Source organism: Segatella sp., assembly GCF_977051555.1.
The window spans coordinates 1-19406 of sequence record NZ_CDRSSE010000009.1 but is presented as its reverse complement, the minus strand read 5'-3'; the positions used below and the strand labels follow the sequence as shown (position 1 = coordinate 19406).

The following is a 19406-nucleotide window of genomic DNA, read 5'->3' as shown; positions in this document are numbered from 1 at the left end:
GGGGATGTACTGCCAAACAGAAGAACATCCCCCAAATATAACTGTACTTATGGACTAATACTTAGAATGTATACTTCAAACCAAGCTGACCGCGCCAGCGGCTATAATAGTCGTCATAAGAACGCATTTCGTAATTACCTGGGTGCAGGAACTGGAACTGTCCGTTACCACTGTAGGTAACAGGAGAATAGTATTTAGCTGCACCTGTTGATGTATAGCGTCCCCACTTCTTATTGAACATGTTACCCACATTCAATACATCAAATGACAATTCTACAGAATGAACCTGAGCACCAACCTTGAACTTATAGGTCTGAGCAAGATGGAAGTCGAAGTGACTCTCGAATGGCAAGTTATCAGCATAACGCTTGAAGTATTCACCACGATGCTTGCTCATATAGCCATCATTGGCAATCCACTCTCTGAAGTTTTCCTTCTGCTCTTCAGCAGTATAGTTCTTGTTAGCCTTAAACTGCATCTTATCAATCTGCTCATCTGTTGGGATAAACATCAAATCGTTACCATTAGAACCATCCTGGTTCAAATCACCATTATAGTACAAACTATAAGGTGAACCAGAAGTACCTGTATAGATAAGACCTACTGTAGTATTCCAGTGCTCGGCGTAATCCTTATGATAGAAGGCAGAAGCCTTGATCTGGTGAGGCACATTGAATGCAGTGAAACCGAGCTCAGGTGAGTTAGGATTCTGATATGTATAATTGTAGTTATAGTTTGACTGAGCTACTGAAGATGTACCGCAGTTAACAGACTTTGAGCGTGAATAGCTGTAAGATGCAGCCAGATCCAAACCGAAGTCAAAGTGCTTAACAGCAGACAAAGACAGATTGTAACTGTATCCCTTGCTGGTGTTATCCAACATATATACATTAGCAAACTTCTTCAAGTTAGCATCTTCTGTGCTGGTAACCTTTTGGAACATTGGACGATTGTCAAAAGCCAAAGACTCATAAGTCTCGCCCAATGTCTTACCAGCCTCAGTGCGGGTCAAATCCTTATAATAGATATCATTCAGATTCTTTGAGAGAACACCCTCCAAAGTAAAGTCAATACCTGCTAATGTAAAATCAAGAGCAAGGTCAAGACGCAAGTTCTGAGTAAACTTGAAGTCCTTAGCAAATACATTTACTGTCTGGTTACCTGATGCAGCCAACTTAGCAGTATTCTCACTCTGCTTGTAAGGATCAACAATAAGACTTACATCATTGAGTTTGCCAGTTCCCTTCTTATTCTCTGTCAGACCAGTAGAACCATAAACATTATATACAGAAGTCTGGATACCAGTATTTGTAAAGTTGTTGCTCAACCATACGAATGGGATACGACCGGTAAAAATACCAGCACCACCACGGAGAATCATATTATGCTCCTTCTCGATATTCCAACGGAAACCTACACGTGGAGACCACATCGGAGTGCTGCTCAACTTATGGTTTGTAACAACATTCCATCCCTGCTTGGCAGCAGAAGCATTAAACTCAGCATTCTCAGTAGGAGTATCAAAGAACAATGGGATATCCATACGCAAGCCATAAGTCAACTCAAAATTAGGAGTAACATTAAACTTATCCTGTGCATAGAAACCAATCTGACCAGCAGCAAACTCTGGAGCCCAGCGAGGATCACCGGTTACTGCTACATTGGCAGAACCGAAACGATACTGGTTCAATGTGTTGTAATATGTAATTTCACCTGTTTTTGAATTAACAGACTGAGCAACTGTCTGTCCATTAGCAAACATTTTGAAATCATCAAAATTGTTGAAATAGTAAGTACCATAATTATCCTGGATAAAGAGGTTCTTAAACTTGTAGTACTCTCCATGAGTACCAAAAGTCAGAGTATGATTGTTCACATACCAGTTCAGATTATCTGTAAAGGTGATGATGTCCTGATTCAGAGAGTTTGCTGTAGAAGAACGCTCTGTACCGAGACAGAGAGTACCACCACCCACATTCTTAATCTGAATCATTGGTGCAATACCCTTTGGATCACGATGATCTCTTACAGATACATAAGAAGCCTGGAACTGATTATTTATCTTGTCGCTGAAAGAGCTGTTCAATTCTGCAGTAAAAGTATTAGTCTTTGAGATGAAATCAAACTGATAATCAGAAGCATTCAGATAGCCGGCTGTACTGTTGCTATTCAACTGCTTAGCATTAACCATACGCCATCCGAAGGTAGCCTTGTGCTTGTCGTTTATATTCCAGTCGAGTTTGATACCAGCCTTGTCGCTCTTAGTATAATTCTTAGGGTTATTATATGAAGCATTGTAACCCTTTTCCTTCAGGATAGAAAGCACTTCATCTGCAATATTAAAGCCTTCTGTTCCTAACTTTGAAGCCTCAGAACCATAACCATAGTTATTTGGATATTCCTTGTTTGACTTCTCGTAGTTTGCAAAGAAGAACAACTTGTTCTTGATGATAGGACCACCAAGAGTTACACCATAACGATAGTCTGTTTCATCATCATATTTCTGGCTATCCTTGCCATTCATCAAAGTATACTTAGAACCTATCAGGTCTTTGTTCAACCAGTTGCCATAAACAGATCCATGGAAGGTATTGGTACCCGACTTAGTGATGGCATTGATGGCACCACCAGTAAAACCAGACTGACGGACATCAAAAGGAGCCACGCTCACCTGTACCTGATCAATAGTCTCTGTAGAAATAGGCTGAGTACCAGCCTGACCACCATTCTGACCATTAGATGTAAGACCGAAAACATCGTTGTTTACGGCACCATCAACCTGGAAGCTGTTATAACGGTTATTAACACCAGCAAAAGACATTGCTCCAGACTGAGAGACACTTACCATAGGATTCATGCGGGTGATATCACCGATACTATGACTGATAGAAGGCATATTGGCTATATCCTTGGCACTATAGCTGGCAGCAGCACCAGTCTTGCTGGCATCCAAGCCTAACTTACCCTTAACAACCACTTCACCTAAAGCATGTGCATCCTCTTCCAACTGAGTTGAAAGGTCTGACATTTCACCAAGTTTGAGTGTTACATTCTTGATTTCCTTGGTTTTGTAACCAATGTAGGAAATCTCTACCGTGTAAGGACCACCAGCGCGCATACCCTGAATAGTAAAGCGGCCTACGCTGTTAGTCACAGAACGATAAACAGCACCTGTTGGCACATGGGTCACTGTAACAGTTGCACCTATTACATCTTCACCATTAGCTTTAATCAAACCTTTGACGCCAGATGTAGTAATCTGCGCAATGGCTGTGGAAACCATAAAGGACAACAAAGCCACAAATAAAAAAAATCTTTTCTGCATACCTTAAAATAAATAATTAAATAATACGGGATATAATCCCCTCTTATATTGTTATCGTTTGCAAAATTAATAAAAAAATCTCTTTTAATTGTTACAAAAGCATGAAAAATAGTATTTTATAATATAAAAAAATCTGCGTTAAGCAAATAACGCAGATTTCCTTTAATTTGTTATTTATAACAGGGGTTTGCTTATAGTTTTTTCCGGGGTTGGCTCCCCTACTCCTTTCTCTGCCAGATGCTCATCACCTTGCGACGGATGGCTACGATGTTCAGGATAGAAACGATCAGGAACAGGAGCAGACCTAGGGCGACGGCTGGAAGCATGGTGCCCTCGTCGATATCAGGGAAGAGGGTTTCGATGAAGCCCATGTAATAATCGCGGAGGAAGAAGAGGATGATCCATGCGATGATGAGTACCACGATGTTCAGCGCAATGGTAAGCACCTGATATGGTTTTGCTACATTGTTCGGACTGTAGCCTATCAGAAGAAGATTCTCTAACTTAGAAGAATTCTTCTGAACCAGCAGATAGATGCTGAGCATCAGAATGTAGAAGCTCAAAACGGAGATAACCAAACCGATAATCATCACCATCGATACCATCATGCGGAGGAAATAGGTAGTTTTCTCAGCATCCAGCTTGTCTGTCTCTACCTCATAACCATTATCATCCAGGTATTTGGTGATGTTCTCGTCTCCCGGGTTTCCTACCTCTACGATGAGACGGTTAGGATCGCTCTTCTGGTTTGGAGCGAATTCCTGGTTGCTCCAGTCCATGAAAGCCTGTGGAACAAGGATGGTATTGAGTCGCGAAGAAAAACCGATAACCTTTCCCTTGAACTGCTCTTTCTTGCCACCAGCCTGAATCTGGATATTGAAATCAATCATGCCCATCAGTCCATCGCTGATTTTAGGGAGCGAATGACTCTGGGCGAAACCGAAGTTATACATATTAATATAGGTACGCGGGAGGATGATTGGCACCTCCTGAGTTCCCGGCGTATATTTCCAGTCCTTGAGCGGCACATCAACAAAACCGTCAGGCACACTCTCGAAGAAGAGTTCGCTATTAAGAACGTTCACGCCGTTTACACCCATCTGGGCATCTACCTTATATTCAGTAGAGGTGAATTTTCCTATCTTCTTTACAAACTTCTGGTCGCCGATTTCATCTATTTCAGAACCGGAGAAGGTATTGGAACGGCCGCTGATGGTATTTCCCATACCTATCTTCTTGCTCATGATGAGGTAGTCGGCTTTCATGAAACTGTCTTGCTGAGTGAAGACAGGCAGCACGTCTTTATAAAACTGAAAGCCGAAAAGAACGATGAGCATACCGAAGAGATTGGCGAAGGCAAAGCCCGCAAACTGAGGTATGCTGATATGCTGACGAAGTAATTTCCAAACCAGATTCATTTTTTGAATGTTAAGTGTTGAATGTTAAATGTTAAATTACAACTTAAATGTATGCTCGTAAGGCAAGTCCATGTGCTTACCGATACTGGTAACGATGACGCCAGCCCCCTGCTCCTTCGCTTCGGTCATCATGATATCTGCCATGATGCGCGAATTGTTGTCGTCGAGGTGACTGATAGGCTCATCAGCCAGAATGAAATCGAAAGGCTGACAGAGCGCACGCATCATAGCCACACGCTGCTGCTGTCCGAACGACATTCTGCCGATTTTAGCATCTACCTTATCAGCAATACCGAGCATATCAAACCATTTCAGTATCTGCTCACGCGTCTTGAATCCGGTAATTTTGTTCTTGATTTCTACATTCTCCAGGGCAGTAAGCTCTGGGAAGAGACGGAGTTCCTGAAAGAGATGGCTGATGTGCTTTTTGCGCATCTCAACCCAGTCTTTCACCTTATAGTTGGCGGTAACATCATTGTCGAACATCACGCTTCCGCTGTAGTCGTGACGATAGCCGAGCACATAGCTGCAGAAAGTACTCTTTCCGCTGCCACTCTCTGCCTCGATAAGATAAAGATGACCTTTCTCGAAGGTAACATCCTGCTTCCATATCTCCGAATCAAGGTCGTTGCGCTGGGCAAAAACCTGTGGGAGAACGGAATGAAGCTGAATCTTTTCCACTTTGTTCTTTTATTTAATGTTTTATCTTTTTACCTTTAAAGTATAAACCACCGAAGTAAGATTTCCGAAGACTGGGGTGAGCAGACCGGTAACGGTAGAGATGGCATCATCCTTGCCCGAGCCGTCACTATCAGAACTCTTGGCTAGATTGATGACCATTGCCAGTTTCTGACCTACGATGAGCTTCTGAATCTTTGCATCTATCGGATGATTGCTTGGCTTTACGGCATATTGCGCCATCAGCTGGTCGCTGCCACTAAAGAACTGCTTGTCGTCTGTTACACCGAAATAGAACGAGGTCTTGCCGTCGGTATAGAAGTAAGCATTCTTGCCCCAATTGGCAATCTTCGCACCAGCCGGGCATGAAGTTTTCCAATAATCAACATCGCCCAACCACTTGGCATGCGACAGTTTAGCTGCCATCGTCATCTGCATGTTATTATCTGTAAGCGAAGGCATCACGATAGCCATATCTCCATCCACACTACGGATGATATTATCCATATCGATGGCCTGGTTGATACCCATCAGGAGAGTCTGAAGGCTGCGGTTGCTCTGCATCATCGGCAGGAACTGCTCGCCCTTTACGTTCATGAAGATACCCGCCAGGGCATCAGCAGGCATCGATTTGACGTAGCTGCCTTTAATCGGACGATAGGTTTGGGCCGCCTTCTTCATGGCTTCATCTATTTCTTTATTAAAGGAGAAGGTTTCTCCCCTCACCTGCAGAATACCGTCTTTCACGTCCATCTCGGCAGCAATTACTACCTGCGAAGGGTCGGTATCCTTAGGAGTACCGAGGGTAAATGGAGCTACGAACTTCTCCGGCAACGCCTGAGCCTGAGCCACCATAGCCATAGGCGAAGTGATGGTTTCCAGACGCTCGAACATAGGCGATGCGGTGATACCTTCGTCCTCATCAGCCTTCAAATATTTCACCATCTGCTGCTGGAGCTGGGCCTGCGCATCGGCTACAACCGGTCCCATAACGAGGAGTGCCTGATTAGAAAAGCCGACCAGCCACGAATCTTTCAATACAGAGAAATGAAAGCCTTTGCGCTCTTTCACCTCTGTAGCGATATGCTGTTTGGCAAGCGAGGCAAGCCAGTCTTCCACATCGCCCTCATCGCTCACCTTGGCACAAAGTCCGAGGTTGCCATCAGCACTCTCAAAGAGGAATATCTTCTCAGAGATGTCGATGCCACACATCGATGCATCCTCAACATGCAAGAGAGACTTGAGCATTCCCGCCTTGTCTGCATCGCTTTTGCCGGATGCCATCTGCTGCATGTCAACAGAGATGAGCGCAGTACTTTTCTTTGGAATGGCATTGAGATAGTCAGTGCCCGAGCATGAGCTCAGCAATCCCAATACAACTGCCAAGCACATGAACATCAAACTCTTATACAATCTTTTCATCACACTAGTAAATATTTTAAAGCTTCAGCCCTTCAAGGGCGTATGGCTATAACTTGCTATATTCTTCTTGCCAAATGGCACATGTTGACAGCCACCAATCCTGCCGTTTCCGTACGGAGACGACTGGTGCCAAGCGAAACACTCTCATATCCGTTTTCCAGAGCCAGTCTCACCTCATCGATAGAGAAATCGCCCTCAGGTCCTACCAGCACGGTGATGTCATCAGTACCCTCCGGGGTTGCTCCGGCAACATCAGCAGCTGGACATGACTTGGAAATCTCGGTAAAAAAGTCTTTCTTTGCTATCTCCTCATAGCAATGGCAGATAAACTTTCTGCCATTGCGGGGAGCCGTAATAAAATCTTTAAAGTTCTGCATCTCATTGACTACAGGCTTCCAAGCCTTGTGGCTCTGCTTGACGGCAGAAACCACAATCTTGTCTACGCGGTCGATGCGGATTACCTTTCGTTCAGAGAACTTGCAGTTGAGGAAAGAGATTTCATCGAAGCCGATTTCCGTAGCCTTCTCTGCCATCCATTCTATGCGGTCCATCATCTTTGTCGGGGCGATGGCCAGGTGAATGTGTCCGCGCCAGGCAGGCTGCTGCGGCATAACCTCTTTCACCTCATAGATGCATCGTTTATTGGTGGCCAGCGATACTTCAGCACGATAAAACACCCCCTTGCCATCCATCAGGAACAATTCGTCTCCTGCCTGGATACGCAAAACCCGGAGCGCATGAGTAGCCTCTTCCTGAGGCAGTTCTGTCTGTGTTGCCGCATCTGGCACATAGAAAAATCTAACTTCTTTCATTTCCTCTTATTATTTCTTTTTCTGTTATTCCGTAAGAATATCCGTTGCAATTACTTACCCTTTTTACTTTTGCGGCGCTCTATCTCATCGCGGATGGCTGAGGCTGTTTCGTAATCTTCTTCATTAATGGCACAATCCAATGCTTTTTCGAGCATCTGGTCTGGCAAAGCCGAAATTGGTACCGCACAAGAAGTCGAACTCATATCATTTTTATTAAAAGGAGTAGAAATTTCCTTTATAACCAGCTCTGTTGTATACATTTCTATATCCGCAGCCACAGACAGCAACACAGCCTGGTCAGTCTTGATGCTCATACGTTCATTTGTGATTTTATTCACAAGAGTAGCATATACTCCCCTCTCTGGCGTAGCATCGAATTCGAGATAGAAATCGTCTACATTGAGCCTGTCAAATAGTGTCCAAAGTACAGAGATCACATCATTATTAAAATCAGAAGTTTTCGAATTACATGCCTTCAGCTGCTCTGCTACATATTCATTAGTCATAATAGACAAAGCTCTTTTTTCGGCTTCGTCTACCAAACTAATAATACATGTCCCGAAAGCTTCCGGAATGCCAAAGCAGGCTGCAAGTTTAAGTTTGTACAACATCATTATGTACCCTTTCTTTATTTAAATTTATTTATATTCTTACGTTATATCTGTTCTTACTCTCGCGTTGAGTATGACCTTTTCTTTCTTATTTCTGTTCTTTCTTTGGACGGAAGAGAACCGCAAAGGCAACAGCTACCACGAGCGCATAACCGGCAAAGATAAACCAGCAGGTTTTCCAGTCACCCATCAGGTAGCCATCATCTGTCCAGTGGCAGTAATGGTTGATGACCATACCTGCGAGAATGGTTCCTATAGATGCTCCCAGACCGTTGGTCATCAGCATGAACAGTCCCTGAGCCGATGCTCTTACCTTCACATCACATTTCTGGTCAACGAACAGACCGCCCGACACATTGAAGAAGTCGAAGGCTACACCGTAAACGATGCATGAGAGGATGAAGAAGGTAACACCCGGGAATGCAGGATTGCCCAATCCGAAGAAACCGAATCGCAAAACCCATGCCAACATGGCGATGAGCATAACAACCTTGATGCCATAACGCTTCAGGAAGAACGGAATCAGCAGGATGCAGAGCGCCTCGGCAACCTGAGAGATGGATACCAGGAGCGTGGCATTGTTAGCTGCAAAAGTATCGAGCATCGCAGGATCGCCCTTGAAACTGGTAATGAACGGAGTGGCATAGCCATTGGTTACCTGCAGACTCATACCGAGCATGCAAGAGAAGATGAAGAACATCGCCATCTCGCGGCTCTTGAAGAGTTTGAAGGCATCGAAGCCCCATGTCTCTACCCAGCTCTTTGTCTCTTTCTTCACGAGAGGACAGGCTGGCAATGAGAAGCAATAGAGGAAGAGGAGGATGCTGAGCACACCCGATACCAGGAACTGATAGTGGGTATACTGGAACTTATGGGCGTTCTCACTCAACAGAAACGAGAGGGAACCGTTGTCCCAGGTAGCACAGTTCACAATCCACATCGTAAGGATAAAGCCCACGGTACCGAACACGCGGATTGGCGGAAAGGCCTTCACGGTGTCGAGCCCGTTGCTCTTCAATATACTGAATGCCGAAGTATTTGACAATGCCAATGTAGGCATGTAGAATGCCACGCTGAAGGTGTAAACAGCAATAAACAGGACCTCGTTAGGCGTCTGACTAGCCTGTCCCATACCGAACAAACCTATCATGGCAGCTCCTGCCAAAAGGTGACAATAGCCCAAAAGGCGTTGTGGTTGGATATACTTATCTGCCACAATACCCATCAATGTAGGCATAAAAATAGATACGATTCCCTGGATGGTATAGAACCAGGAAATCTCGGCACCCATCCCAGCCTTGCCGAGATAGTTGCCCATAGACGTGAGATAAGCTCCCCAAACTGCAAACTCCAGGAAGTTCATCACTGCTAGGCGCACTTTCAGATTCATAGTTTAATGTCTTTTTATTATAAAATATTAGCTGCAAAGATACAAATTTTCGGGTAAAAAGCACACGATTTTGAAAATTATCCGCATGAAAGCTAGCATATTTAACAAATAATGTGTATTTTTGCAGCCGATTTCAACAGATATAAGAGAAAAGTAATATAGAAACAACAGATATGTTAGTAAAATTTTTCCTCACGTGCAATAAAATCGGGGCTTTCACGCTAGGTGGAGGCTACGCCATGATACCGATCATGGAACAGGAATTTGTAGACAAGAACAAGTGGATGGACAAGCAGGAGTTCATGGATATCATGGTAGTGGCGCAGACCACTCCGGGCATCTTCTCCATCGATATGGCGAGTCATATCGGCTATAAGCTGAAGGGAGTCTGGGGAGGCATTGTGGGTGCCATAGGTATTGCCCTACCTTCTATCATCGCCATTCTCATCATCGCCATGTTCTTCCAGCATTTCAAAGACAATTATTGGGTGGGTAAGTTCTTCATGGGTGCGCGCCCTGCCGTGGTAGCGCTCATCGCTGCACCTTGCTTCAAGATGGCAAAGACGGCAAACATCAACCGCTACAACATCTGGATTCCCGTGGTTTGCTGTCTGCTGATTGCAGCTTTCGGTGTCTCTCCTATCTACATCATCATAGCTGCCGGTGTGCTGGGCTGGCTTTATGGAAAGGTAAAAAAGTAAAAAGGTAAAAAAGTAAAAATATAGAGATTATGCTATTTCTAAAGTTATTTCTGATATTTACCAAGATTGGTACATTTAATTTTGGTGGCGGATATGCGATGCTTTCGCTCATCCATAACGAGACGGTAGTGAAGAACCATTGGCTTACCAATGCCGAGTTTACGGATATTGTGGCTATCAGCCAGTCTACACCGGGCCCTATCGGCATCAACTGTGCCACCTACGTAGGTTATACCGCCTGTCTGCACGATGGCTATCCTGTCTGGGCAGCCTGTCTGGGTTCAATATTGGCTTCGCTCTCCATCATGTGGCTGCCATTCATCATCATGATTCTCATCAGCCGCTATCTGATTACGCACAAGGATTCTAAAATCGTAAAGGATATCTTTGCGGGACTCCGCCCTGCCATCATCGGACTGATAGCTGCAGCCGCCGTACTCCTGATGAATAAGGAGAACTTCGGATCACCAACCGATAATCCGTTTGTCTTCGGAGTAAGCATCGTACTGTTTCTGGCTGCTTTCTACTTCACAAAATTCAGAAAGACCAACCCTATCCTGCTGCTTTTCATCTGCGGTATCATCGGAATGATCGTCTTCTAAACATCGCCCTGCAGTCTGAACCAACGGGCTCCAGCCGATGGGGAAGACAAGGGGAAGGAAGCCTTCAGATAGGGACAAAAAAAAATTGATTGTCTCACGACAACCAATCTTTTATTAACCTTAATAATCTAATACCATGAAAAACACGATGCAAAGGTACAAATAATCTTGTAACCTGCAATAGTTTATAGCAAAAAACTTCAAGGATTTAACTCTCCTTAAAAGTTTTGCCATCCCAATTAAACTTTCTTTGCAATTTTATTGCATTTACAGCCTTCTTATCATCAGCAGACAGGAAAGGTAAAGCCAAGCGCACTACGAGGCTGTTTTCGTGTTGCAGAAGCAAAGCACTCACGATTTTGAGTTCAATTTTCCCCTTGAGTTCATCAAACCGAGCCTCGCTCATCGTATCGGGTTTAGCTACAAGCGAAGAAACCAGTTCCTGCAATGATTTTCCATCGAAAATTCTGCTGGCATCCTGCTCTTGCCAATCCTGATTATAGAGATAGAGTTCACTCTCCTTCTCTACTCCGGCAAAAGTCTTCACCACGCAAAGCAGCGAATCGCCATCAGCCGATGGCAGTTTCTTCATCTGCAAAGTAGCGCTCTTACTCGTTCTCAACTGGACGAAATCGGCAGTCAGCGTATCCATCACACTCGTTTCGCCTAAAAGATTCTTCACTTCCGCCTTCACTCCCATCTCCTGCAGCTCAGCAAATTCCAGCCGCAGGTTGTGGTTGAGATAAGGCACAACAGAATCGGGCATCGAAACCAGCAAGTCCTTCATCGACTTGGCTTCCATGCCCATACTTGCCATCATCAGGCAAGCGCATAATATATATTTTATCTTCTTCATCACTACAATTCCTTAGACCACTTCTTTCCCCAAGGAGTAAAGAGCCATGCAAGAAAGGCCAATGCTACTATTGAGCAAACGGCAAAAGTTAAAGCTAATGTATTCATATATCTACCTTTTAGAAATTAACAAACCTATTATAAATAAAATGACAGTTAAGAAAACACCCCAAAATATCGCCCAGTAAGAATCTTCCTGATTGGTCTGAACTATACCAAACAGAGCCGCCATCCCACCTAATACCATTACAGTAAAAGTGGATTTACTCATATCAAAGAAATACTTCACTATTGTTTCTCTGACAAACTTTGCCTTTTCCTTTTCTTCTTTTGCTGCCATATTTCTCTATTTTCCGACAAAATTACGGAAAATAAATGTAATCTGCAAATGATTTGCTCATTTTCTTTCGAAATTTAACCTAAAAAAGACGAAAAAGAGGAAAGCGCTTCATTACGAAACACTTTCCTCTAATTATCTAATCATTAATCGTACAATCTTCTTTCAGAAGAGATTTACTCCTCTACAGCAGCCTGCGCCGCAGCAATAAATCACGTAGGAAAGCCTCATTTCAGCGATTGCTCTAAACATAGTTTTAACAACTTATGCTTTTTTGTCAACAATTTCTTTTCCATATACCTTATTATATACACGTACCTTATTATATATATTACTTTTTCTGAAAGTCATGTTTAATAACTAGGCATGTTTTTTCTGATAGGCCACACTTTGATCAACAGTTTGACCAACAGTTTGAGTCATATTCAGCAACTTCTCATTTATTTTTTCCAATACCTTAATTTGTCCTCTAAGATAACTTATTTCCTTGTCTTTATCATTATCAGACATTTCTTCAGTAGGTTGTTCACCCTGATGGTTCAGGCCTGGGGAATTGTCCGAGCTAGAACTATCATTCAAGTATTTGGTTCCTTCATAAAAGAAGTCCATCTTCACATCCAAAGCGTCACATATCCGTTCAAGAACACCAGATTTAACGTCTTGTACATTGAACTGATTGCTGAGGTTAGGCTGAGACATATGAAGTTTCTCAGCCAACTCACTTATACTAATTTTTCTTTTCGTCAAGATCTGACGAAGTTCAGGACCATTCATAAAACAATTATATTGTAGTTAAATATTCTTAAAATATCACTGATTATTTATATTTTTATCAGTTTTTACTTATCTTTGCAGATAAATATCACGAAAGTGTTACGCAATACTTGCGTATTTCGTATGCAAATATACAAAATAATTATAATATGACCAAGAATAACGAAGATATTTTGAATAAAATTTATTCAGGCACAAAGAAAGGTGAACTGATAAAGAAGAAGAAACAGCTGGTAGAGTCTTACTTGTACAAGTACGGAAATCTCATTCTTGAATGCAAGCTAAAGCCAACACCAGTGATAGAAAATCTCGCAAAAGAGTTTGGTTTAACCAGAGCAGGAGTAACCAATATTCTTCGACGAGAAGGTGTTTATGCAGGACGATTTAATCCTGTAATATTTCCAAAGAAATAAGTATTATGAGTGAGAGAGTTATTTTTGAAAACAAGAATGTTTCTTATGAGACTTTCTTGAACGACCTAGCATCCTTCCTGGCTCCTAAGATAGCCCTGATGATTAAGAACCCTCCTAAGGAGTTTTATAGTCAAAGGGAGTCCATGAAAGTCTTCGGGGTAGGAAACGTAAGAAGATGGTTAAAGGAAGGTAAACTTAAACCGTTTTCAAAGCGTAAAGGTAAAATTGAATATAAGGTTAGCGATCTCCAGGAGCTTCACCGGAGAGAGCAAGATTACTTTTAGAAACAGGTGATATGTACAAAATAAAAAGAAGATATCAAGTTGTAAAGAAACAACCTTGGGTTGTGGATTTGCTTCTAAAGATAAATCCTAAGCATTTCGCTCTCTATGAGGCTAAAGATGACTGTCGAAAAAGTCTCATGGAAATCAATAAGACCATACGGTCTTTACCAGTACGATGGAGACGTGGTTCTTTCTCTCTATCCCATATACGAACTATACTCTTATTAGATGATAAAATAGAGGTAAAGTACAAGTCCGGAAAGGGATGTATGGTTTTTTATATAGAAGAATTAAACTGATACGATATGAATACTGATAACAGCTGGATAAAACTTCCACGAATGTTCATGAATTGGCAGTGGTATCAAAATACCAACATGGTTCATCTGTATCTCTATCTGTTGCTCAATGCTAATATAGAAAATAAGCTCTACTTTGGAATATCCATACAGAGAGGCGAATGTCTGGTATCTCTATCTACTCTTTCAAGAGATACAGGAATATCACGAGATTCCGTTAAGAGATACCTAAAAAAGCTCAAGGATACCAAAGATATCAGCTACAAAAAATTGAGCAAAGGACGTATTATTGTCCTTCTCGACTTTGATAAGTTTCAGCCTGTAGGAATCGACGAGCCTGCGCCTAATTGGATTAAACTTTACAGGAAAATATGTGACTGGCAGTGGTATCAAGATGCCAAGATGGTTCATCTGTTCGTGCATTTGATGTTGAAGGCAAGTATTATGAAAGGAAGTGATTTGTCTGATTCCTGGCAGCTGTGTACTAGTTTGAGAATATTAAGCAAGGAAACTGGGCTTAGCTTGCAGAACATCAGAACCTGTATCGGTAAGTTACAAAGAACTGGAGAAATAACGTTTAGAACTTTACCAACACACCTACAAAGCATCATAACCATCTGCAACTCTGATAGTTACCAAACATCAAAACGACAAATCGCCCCGATGCCGCCCCAATGCCGCCCCGATGTCGCCCCGATGGAAGAATGTACTGTGTTAAAAATAGAAAACGATGAAATTTCAACACAGCAAAACTGCAACGTAAGTAACAGAATAACAGATGTTTACAACGACACAAAACGACAAGCCGCCCCGATGTCGCCCCAATTGCGCCCCAATTGCGCCCCGATGTCGCCCCAATGCCGCCCCAATGCCGCCCCAATGTCGCCCCTACCTAAAGAATATAAGAATATAAGAAATAAAGAAAGTAAGAAAATCAACACCAACAACGCGCGCACGCACGAAGAAGATTTCGTTGATTTTTCAGAAAAAGAAACATCAAAAGAAAACCAACAAAAGAAAGGTGAGAAAGAAAGTTTTCTTTCGCTTTCTCTTCACGATGATGTTTGGTTGGGTGCAATAAAGAAGAAGTTTGCTTTCAAAAGCATTGAAGAAGTGAAAGACAAAGTGGAGAACTTTGATTTGGATCATATCTGTAGAGGCAATAAGGAGCACAAAGATATAGTTGATTACAAAAGCCATTTTTGCGATTGGCTTAAGTTTAACCTGATGGAGCAATCTCCACGCAAACGCAAATGCACTCCTAATGCAGAACGTTGGGAAGGAGAGAAATTTGTTCCTAAAAGCTCGGAAGGAGGTATATACAATGGTCCTTTCTGATTTCAATTACGATACTGATTACTGCTACAGATGGCTGACGTTTCTGTTTAGCGAAGAAGTAAAACTGAGATATAGAGAATACAAAGTTCACAAGCAACAACAAGAAGCAATACACAAGGTAGCAGACTGGATGGCAACATCAAAGTCTAGATTTGGGCTTGTCCTTAATGGTATTACCGGTAACGGAAAGACCACTCTGGTAAAAGCCATGCAGAACTTTTATAATATTTGCAAGTTCAAGAATCCTCTGAATGAAGAAGAGGCAGTCTTCTATACACATGCAAGTATTACGTTTCTGACATCGAAAGAACTGTATCATCTGTATGCCTCAGATAAAAAGAGATTTGATAGATGTATGAATACGTTCATCCTCGCTGTCGATGACTTGGGTACAGAAGAGAGTGAATTCTGTCAGTATGGGAATAGATATAAACCGCTAGAGGAGTTGTTGTCTTATCGGTATGAAAGAATGCTGCCAACGATAGTGACAACCAATCTCAGCGGTAAGGCTATCCGTGAGAAGTATGGTGATCGCCTTGCAGACCGTTTCAACGAAATGATGCAAGTTGTGACCATGCCTGACATAAACTTCAGGAACCCATAGATCGAATAAGCGAGCACAGAAGCGTCAAAAAGAGGAAAGACTGTAAGTTGCACAACTGGTGCGAGAAAACGTCTAGAAACGCGAAGTAAACGGCAAAAACGATAATTAATATGAAGATTTACGAAGAAGTTCTTAGAAAAACCAATAGTGGCCTTGAAATATTCATCTACTATTTGGGAAAGGAATGTCTTAATAAGAAATTTAAGAGTCCGTTTCGAAGTGATGACAAGCGACCGTCTTGCCATCTGTATGAGAATAAGAATAAAAATGGTGAGACAACCTACTATTTGCAAGATTTTGGAGACAGTAGATGTTGCGGAAACTGTTTTGAAATCGCAGCAAAGGTTCTGAACATAAATATCAATACGGATTTCTATGAACTACTGAAGAGGATTGACCAGGATTTGTGCCTCAATATCATTGAACCTAGTAATCCAAACGTAGAGAAACGTCCGCTGGTTGATATTGTTCAGATAAAGAAGGAAATTACTAAAGGGCGTACATCTAGTATAAAGTCTTTCACACTAGTGATACAGGATTTCCAACCTTCAGAAAAGGAATATTGGGGGAAATATGGTATAGATGAAGATACGCTGCTGAGATACAATGTTCATAGTTTGAAAAGTGTTTCCTTCACAAAAAGTGAAGGTAAAGACTTTAATGTATATGGAAGCAAAACTATCCCAGCATTCGGATATTTCTTCAATGAAATGACAGGGCTTAAGGTGTACCGCCCCAAAGCCGAGAACAGATTCCTTTATGCCGGGAACTTACCTTCTCCTTATGTCTTCGGTTGGAAACAGCTTCCTGCCAAGGGGGAGTTTGTCTTCATCACCGGTGGAGAAAAGGATGTTCTTTCTCTTGCGGCGCACGGATATAGTGCCATCGCTTTTAATAGTGAAACAGCAAAGATACCAGAAAATAAGCTTCTAGAACTTTCTGAAAGATTTCATAAAATAATATTTCTTTACGATACAGATACTACAGGAGTTAAGGAATCGAGTTTAAGAGTAGAGGAGTACAAGAATAAATATAATGTAAAAAGAGTGCAGCTACCTCTTGCCGGAACAAAGGCAGAGAAGGATATAAGCGATTATTTTGCTCTAGGAAATAGTTCTGAGGATTTCTCTAGTCTGATAACGAATATAGTATAAAAGGTAAATAATAAGAATATGAAACAAGCAATTGGTTTTCTACAATACTCATCTGAGTATATATGCTTTTCCGCTATATCAGAAAGCGATAAAGAAAAGCTTTTGGAAGAAGGGTATTTAGCATCCTTTTTCCCTAGTTGCGTCTATGCTATAGACTGCAAGATTTTTAACCATCCTCATCATGGTATTGGCATCAGAAATATTAATGGTGGCGTTGAATTTCTGAATTTTAATAACATGAAGGATCCTATTTCTCTTCACAAAAGAGGCATTTCCATTATTCCATCGAATAATGAAAGCAAGAATAGATGCATTCTGTTTCTTACCATTACGGATTATCTGGCATACAAAGCTCTTGTGAATTTGCCAGTCATATTCTATGATGATAACTGTGACTGTATTATTCTTAATAATCATAAGAATCTTGGCTACTTCCTCGTAGAAAGCGAGGATTACAATATTATAGATATGTTTTTGCCCAATACAGAAGCAGGTAAAACCCTCACAAAGACTATATTAGACAGAAACGCTGCTGCTAGAGACTGGGCATATACATACAAAGATTATACTAGCTTGCAGACATTTTTACAATCATATATTAAAGAAAATAAAATATGAACACAATTGTAATAGTATTTATTGTAGTTGTCCTAGCATTAGTTCTAGCTTACATCTACGAAATTAAGTATACCTACAGAGACGGAGGATTATGGAAGAAATAACGAAACAGCAAACAGTTAATTCAGAGAACACTATATAGAAGAATAATATGGAAAATGATATTCTAAAAATTGAGGTTGCCAAACAGGATCTAAAAGAAACTCCTGAATATTGGGCTTCGGAAAGTTACGAAACCATGATAGGTAAACTGCAAAAGCTTGTTGAAGCGAAAACCGGATATCCGCCATTTCGCAACACCAAAGTCATTAGAGAAGTCAGTTTTAAAATAACATCACGCACAACCTTAGGACAAATTAAGGAGTTGCTGAGCGACATTGAAAATGATTATAACATATCCTGTTTTCAAATTGCTATCGATAGGGGAAGCAATACAGCCCATCTGCTATTCACCTGGATTCATCCGAAAACAGCATTACCTGTGAGGTTTAACAACAAGACCAAGGTCAAACTGCTATCCGCTTACTTTGTAAGACGTTTGCACCTGGAATATCCGAAAGATATGACAGAATGGGTCAGATATTTCATCATGGATGCATATATTGAAGATAAGTCTGTCTTTAGGAAGGCACTTGCAAGTTTGTCGAAAAAAGAAGACTCAATAGATAAAACGATTTTGGTTGATTCACTTTTGTATGCTCAGTACATGAGTGAAGGAAAAGTTAAATAGATAAAGAAAATGGATTTGTTAAGTTACCAAAAAGGAGATATCTTGTTTAGTAACTGTCAAACCTTAGTAAACCCAGTATCTTGTGATGGAACCATTGACAGTTATCTGTCAAAGAGGTTCTTCATGAGATATCCAGCCATGTATGCCAAGTATCTGCAGTTCTGTAAAGAGAAACTCTTTACTCCAGGTAAATTATGGGTGTATCAAGGTAAGACTAAGAATATACTGAATTTTCCCATTAAAGAAATCTCGAATCTTGCCCCCCAACCAGAAGTGGTGAAAGCAAGTTTCATGAGACTGGCTGAAACTTATCAAGATAGAAATATATCCTCTATCGCTTTTCCTAGATTTTTCGAACCCAACTTATTCAACGATGGAGCCGAAATTCAAAAATTCTGCAATGATTTTCTTTCCAGACTATCAATCCCTACTGTGGTATATACAGATTATATTCCACATTCAAAAACACTGATACCTCTTATAACAAAACTTGTTGGCGTTTTAAGTGACGAAGAAAAAAAAGTGATAACAAAAAGGGTTTGTTTTGAGATATAAAAACCCCCGATTCTCACGAACCGGAGGAACCTTAATGCGAACCTTTTAAATTTATTTAGATGATGAATTTATAGCTTATGAATGATCATGCAGCCATGCTTTCTGCTCATAGCTGAGACGATCCCAGTTGGTTCTCTTCTTTCTTCTCTTACCGCCACCAACAACAGCCTTTGTTGTGCCCTTAGCCAAGGCACCAACAAACAATATCATTAATAATGTCTCCATAATCTTGTAATTTTACTTTGTTATACTAAACGTTCCAAAAGGAATCTCCTGTGCAGAAGCTACTGCCATATAGATGATTCCATACTCTCCTGGTTCAAGCTCTGAAGCCGGGATGGTGAGCAGATAACTCTGATTGCCATACTTGTGTCCAGAGAAGGAGAGATATCCCTTTTTCTGTGCATCAGAACTTCCGAGCACCGCAGGTTGGAGTGTCAGCCACTGTATTCTTCTGTCCTTCTTAGAAGCCTTGAAACGCACGAT

General features: G+C 41.6%; 21 protein-coding genes and 1 pseudogene. 10 read left to right on the top strand and 12 right to left on the bottom strand.

Annotated features, from left to right (window positions below):
- Nucleotides 1-61: 61 nt before the first annotated feature.
- The 7 genes from ACWJAO_RS03650 to ACWJAO_RS03620 all read right to left on the bottom strand — a co-directional run bounded on the left by ACWJAO_RS03650 (nucleotide 62) and on the right by ACWJAO_RS03620 (nucleotide 9656).
- Complete coding sequence (locus ACWJAO_RS03650) at nucleotides 62-3325, bottom strand: TonB-dependent receptor (RefSeq protein WP_449139294.1); 3264 nt, start codon at nucleotides 3323-3325, stop codon at nucleotides 62-64.
- Nucleotides 3326-3543: 218 nt separating this feature from the next.
- Complete coding sequence (locus tag ACWJAO_RS03645) at nucleotides 3544-4743, bottom strand: ABC transporter permease (protein WP_264910023.1); 1200 nt, start codon at nucleotides 4741-4743, stop codon at nucleotides 3544-3546.
- Between the two features lie 36 nt (nucleotides 4744-4779).
- The gene (locus ACWJAO_RS03640) at nucleotides 4780-5424 is read right to left on the bottom strand and encodes an ATP-binding cassette domain-containing protein (RefSeq protein WP_449139293.1); all 645 of its coding nucleotides are present in this window, start codon (nucleotides 5422-5424) and stop codon (nucleotides 4780-4782) included.
- A gap of 21 nt (nucleotides 5425-5445) precedes the next feature.
- Nucleotides 5446-6843, bottom strand: coding sequence for a DUF4836 family protein (locus ACWJAO_RS03635; RefSeq protein WP_449139292.1), 1398 nt, complete (start codon nucleotides 6841-6843; stop codon nucleotides 5446-5448).
- Between the two features lie 56 nt (nucleotides 6844-6899).
- Nucleotides 6900-7655, bottom strand: a complete 756-nt coding sequence (locus ACWJAO_RS03630) for a 16S rRNA (uracil(1498)-N(3))-methyltransferase (RefSeq protein ID WP_449139291.1) — start codon at nucleotides 7653-7655, stop codon at nucleotides 6900-6902.
- A gap of 50 nt (nucleotides 7656-7705) precedes the next feature.
- On the bottom strand, nucleotides 7706-8269 hold the full coding sequence (locus ACWJAO_RS03625) for a hypothetical protein (RefSeq protein ID WP_449139290.1): 564 nt from the start codon (nucleotides 8267-8269) through the stop codon (nucleotides 7706-7708).
- Nucleotides 8270-8354: 85 nt separating this feature from the next.
- Nucleotides 8355-9656, bottom strand: a complete 1302-nt coding sequence (locus tag ACWJAO_RS03620; protein ID WP_449139289.1) for an MFS transporter — start codon at nucleotides 9654-9656, stop codon at nucleotides 8355-8357.
- A 173-nt stretch (nucleotides 9657-9829) separates the two neighbouring features.
- Here ACWJAO_RS03620 and ACWJAO_RS03615 point away from each other — a divergent pair, with 173 nt between their 5' ends.
- Together ACWJAO_RS03615 and ACWJAO_RS03610 are read left to right on the top strand one after the other, a co-directional pair.
- Complete coding sequence (locus tag ACWJAO_RS03615) at nucleotides 9830-10357, top strand: chromate transporter (RefSeq protein ID WP_449139288.1); 528 nt, start codon at nucleotides 9830-9832, stop codon at nucleotides 10355-10357.
- 29 nt (nucleotides 10358-10386) lie between these two features.
- Entirely contained in the window at nucleotides 10387-10959 is a 573-nt protein-coding gene (locus ACWJAO_RS03610) for a chromate transporter (RefSeq protein WP_449139287.1), read from the top strand.
- 208 nt (nucleotides 10960-11167) lie between these two features.
- Here ACWJAO_RS03610 and ACWJAO_RS03605 read toward each other — a convergent pair whose 3' ends face one another.
- The 3 genes from ACWJAO_RS03605 to ACWJAO_RS03595 all read right to left on the bottom strand — a co-directional run bounded on the left by ACWJAO_RS03605 (nucleotide 11168) and on the right by ACWJAO_RS03595 (nucleotide 12925).
- Entirely contained in the window at nucleotides 11168-11815 is a 648-nt protein-coding gene (locus tag ACWJAO_RS03605; RefSeq protein ID WP_449139286.1) for a DUF3256 family protein, read from the bottom strand.
- Between the two features lie 111 nt (nucleotides 11816-11926).
- Nucleotides 11927-12154, bottom strand: a complete 228-nt coding sequence (locus tag ACWJAO_RS03600) for a hypothetical protein (RefSeq protein ID WP_117727049.1) — start codon at nucleotides 12152-12154, stop codon at nucleotides 11927-11929.
- Between the two features lie 357 nt (nucleotides 12155-12511).
- Nucleotides 12512-12925, bottom strand: coding sequence for a helix-turn-helix domain-containing protein (locus ACWJAO_RS03595; protein ID WP_287835126.1), 414 nt, complete (start codon nucleotides 12923-12925; stop codon nucleotides 12512-12514).
- Nucleotides 12926-13074: 149 nt separating this feature from the next.
- Between ACWJAO_RS03595 and ACWJAO_RS03590 the strand changes: the two genes are divergently transcribed.
- The 8 genes from ACWJAO_RS03590 to ACWJAO_RS03555 all read left to right on the top strand — a co-directional run bounded on the left by ACWJAO_RS03590 (nucleotide 13075) and on the right by ACWJAO_RS03555 (nucleotide 18920).
- The gene (locus ACWJAO_RS03590) at nucleotides 13075-13338 is read left to right on the top strand and encodes a hypothetical protein (protein WP_151201707.1); all 264 of its coding nucleotides are present in this window, start codon (nucleotides 13075-13077) and stop codon (nucleotides 13336-13338) included.
- 5 nt (nucleotides 13339-13343) lie between these two features.
- Nucleotides 13344-13622, top strand: coding sequence for a hypothetical protein (locus ACWJAO_RS03585; protein ID WP_119226721.1), 279 nt, complete (start codon nucleotides 13344-13346; stop codon nucleotides 13620-13622).
- 305 nt (nucleotides 13623-13927) lie between these two features.
- The gene (locus tag ACWJAO_RS03580; RefSeq protein ID WP_449139285.1) at nucleotides 13928-15259 is read left to right on the top strand and encodes a helix-turn-helix domain-containing protein; all 1332 of its coding nucleotides are present in this window, start codon (nucleotides 13928-13930) and stop codon (nucleotides 15257-15259) included.
- On the top strand, nucleotides 15246-15863 hold the full coding sequence (locus ACWJAO_RS03575; RefSeq protein ID WP_294823747.1) for a hypothetical protein: 618 nt from the start codon (nucleotides 15246-15248) through the stop codon (nucleotides 15861-15863). Before ACWJAO_RS03580 ends, ACWJAO_RS03575 begins: the two co-directional genes overlap by 14 nt.
- 110 nt (nucleotides 15864-15973) lie before the next feature.
- Nucleotides 15974-17017, top strand: a complete 1044-nt coding sequence (locus tag ACWJAO_RS03570) for a toprim domain-containing protein (protein ID WP_449139284.1) — start codon at nucleotides 15974-15976, stop codon at nucleotides 17015-17017.
- Between the two features lie 18 nt (nucleotides 17018-17035).
- On the top strand, nucleotides 17036-17635 hold the full coding sequence (locus ACWJAO_RS03565; RefSeq protein WP_449139283.1) for a hypothetical protein: 600 nt from the start codon (nucleotides 17036-17038) through the stop codon (nucleotides 17633-17635).
- Between the two features lie 151 nt (nucleotides 17636-17786).
- Nucleotides 17787-18365, top strand: a complete 579-nt coding sequence (locus ACWJAO_RS03560; RefSeq protein WP_294823740.1) for a hypothetical protein — start codon at nucleotides 17787-17789, stop codon at nucleotides 18363-18365.
- A 9-nt stretch (nucleotides 18366-18374) separates the two neighbouring features.
- Nucleotides 18375-18920, top strand: coding sequence for a hypothetical protein (locus ACWJAO_RS03555; RefSeq protein ID WP_449139282.1), 546 nt, complete (start codon nucleotides 18375-18377; stop codon nucleotides 18918-18920).
- Nucleotides 18921-18995: 75 nt separating this feature from the next.
- Here the strand turns inward: ACWJAO_RS03555 and ACWJAO_RS03550 are convergent, their stop codons facing one another.
- Entirely contained in the window at nucleotides 18996-19145 is a 150-nt protein-coding gene (locus ACWJAO_RS03550; protein WP_153091428.1) for a hypothetical protein, read from the bottom strand.
- A gap of 12 nt (nucleotides 19146-19157) precedes the next feature.
- Nucleotides 19158-19406, bottom strand: a pseudogene (locus ACWJAO_RS03545) (hypothetical protein); the annotation flags it as partial.

Excerpts from the sequence above, each read along its gene's own strand:
- ACWJAO_RS03570 (WP_449139284.1), top strand. The coding sequence starts at position 15,974 with ATGAAGATTTACGAAGAAGTTCTTAGAAAAACCAATAGTGGCCTTGAA.
- ACWJAO_RS03610 (WP_449139287.1), top strand. The coding sequence starts at position 10,387 with ATGCTATTTCTAAAGTTATTTCTGATATTTACCAAGATTGGTACATTT.
- ACWJAO_RS03630 (WP_449139291.1), bottom strand. The coding sequence starts at position 7,655 with ATGAAAGAAGTTAGATTTTTCTATGTGCCAGATGCGGCAACACAGACA.
- ACWJAO_RS03585 (WP_119226721.1), top strand. The coding sequence starts at position 13,344 with ATGAGTGAGAGAGTTATTTTTGAAAACAAGAATGTTTCTTATGAGACT.
- ACWJAO_RS03645 (WP_264910023.1), bottom strand. The coding sequence starts at position 4,743 with ATGAATCTGGTTTGGAAATTACTTCGTCAGCATATCAGCATACCTCAG.
- ACWJAO_RS03615 (WP_449139288.1), top strand. The coding sequence starts at position 9,830 with ATGTTAGTAAAATTTTTCCTCACGTGCAATAAAATCGGGGCTTTCACG.
- ACWJAO_RS03590 (WP_151201707.1), top strand. The coding sequence starts at position 13,075 with ATGACCAAGAATAACGAAGATATTTTGAATAAAATTTATTCAGGCACA.
- ACWJAO_RS03555 (WP_449139282.1), top strand. The coding sequence starts at position 18,375 with ATGGATTTGTTAAGTTACCAAAAAGGAGATATCTTGTTTAGTAACTGT.
- ACWJAO_RS03595 (WP_287835126.1), bottom strand. The coding sequence starts at position 12,925 with ATGAATGGTCCTGAACTTCGTCAGATCTTGACGAAAAGAAAAATTAGT.
- ACWJAO_RS03650 (WP_449139294.1), bottom strand. The coding sequence starts at position 3,325 with ATGCAGAAAAGATTTTTTTTATTTGTGGCTTTGTTGTCCTTTATGGTT.
- ACWJAO_RS03565 (WP_449139283.1), top strand. The coding sequence starts at position 17,036 with ATGAAACAAGCAATTGGTTTTCTACAATACTCATCTGAGTATATATGC.
- ACWJAO_RS03560 (WP_294823740.1), top strand. The coding sequence starts at position 17,787 with ATGGAAAATGATATTCTAAAAATTGAGGTTGCCAAACAGGATCTAAAA.
- ACWJAO_RS03575 (WP_294823747.1), top strand. The coding sequence starts at position 15,246 with ATGGTCCTTTCTGATTTCAATTACGATACTGATTACTGCTACAGATGG.
- ACWJAO_RS03635 (WP_449139292.1), bottom strand. The coding sequence starts at position 6,843 with ATGAAAAGATTGTATAAGAGTTTGATGTTCATGTGCTTGGCAGTTGTA.
- ACWJAO_RS03625 (WP_449139290.1), bottom strand. The coding sequence starts at position 8,269 with ATGATGTTGTACAAACTTAAACTTGCAGCCTGCTTTGGCATTCCGGAA.
- ACWJAO_RS03600 (WP_117727049.1), bottom strand. The coding sequence starts at position 12,154 with ATGGCAGCAAAAGAAGAAAAGGAAAAGGCAAAGTTTGTCAGAGAAACA.
- ACWJAO_RS03620 (WP_449139289.1), bottom strand. The coding sequence starts at position 9,656 with ATGAATCTGAAAGTGCGCCTAGCAGTGATGAACTTCCTGGAGTTTGCA.
- ACWJAO_RS03580 (WP_449139285.1), top strand. The coding sequence starts at position 13,928 with ATGAATACTGATAACAGCTGGATAAAACTTCCACGAATGTTCATGAAT.
- ACWJAO_RS03605 (WP_449139286.1), bottom strand. The coding sequence starts at position 11,815 with ATGAAGAAGATAAAATATATATTATGCGCTTGCCTGATGATGGCAAGT.
- ACWJAO_RS03550 (WP_153091428.1), bottom strand. The coding sequence starts at position 19,145 with ATGGAGACATTATTAATGATATTGTTTGTTGGTGCCTTGGCTAAGGGC.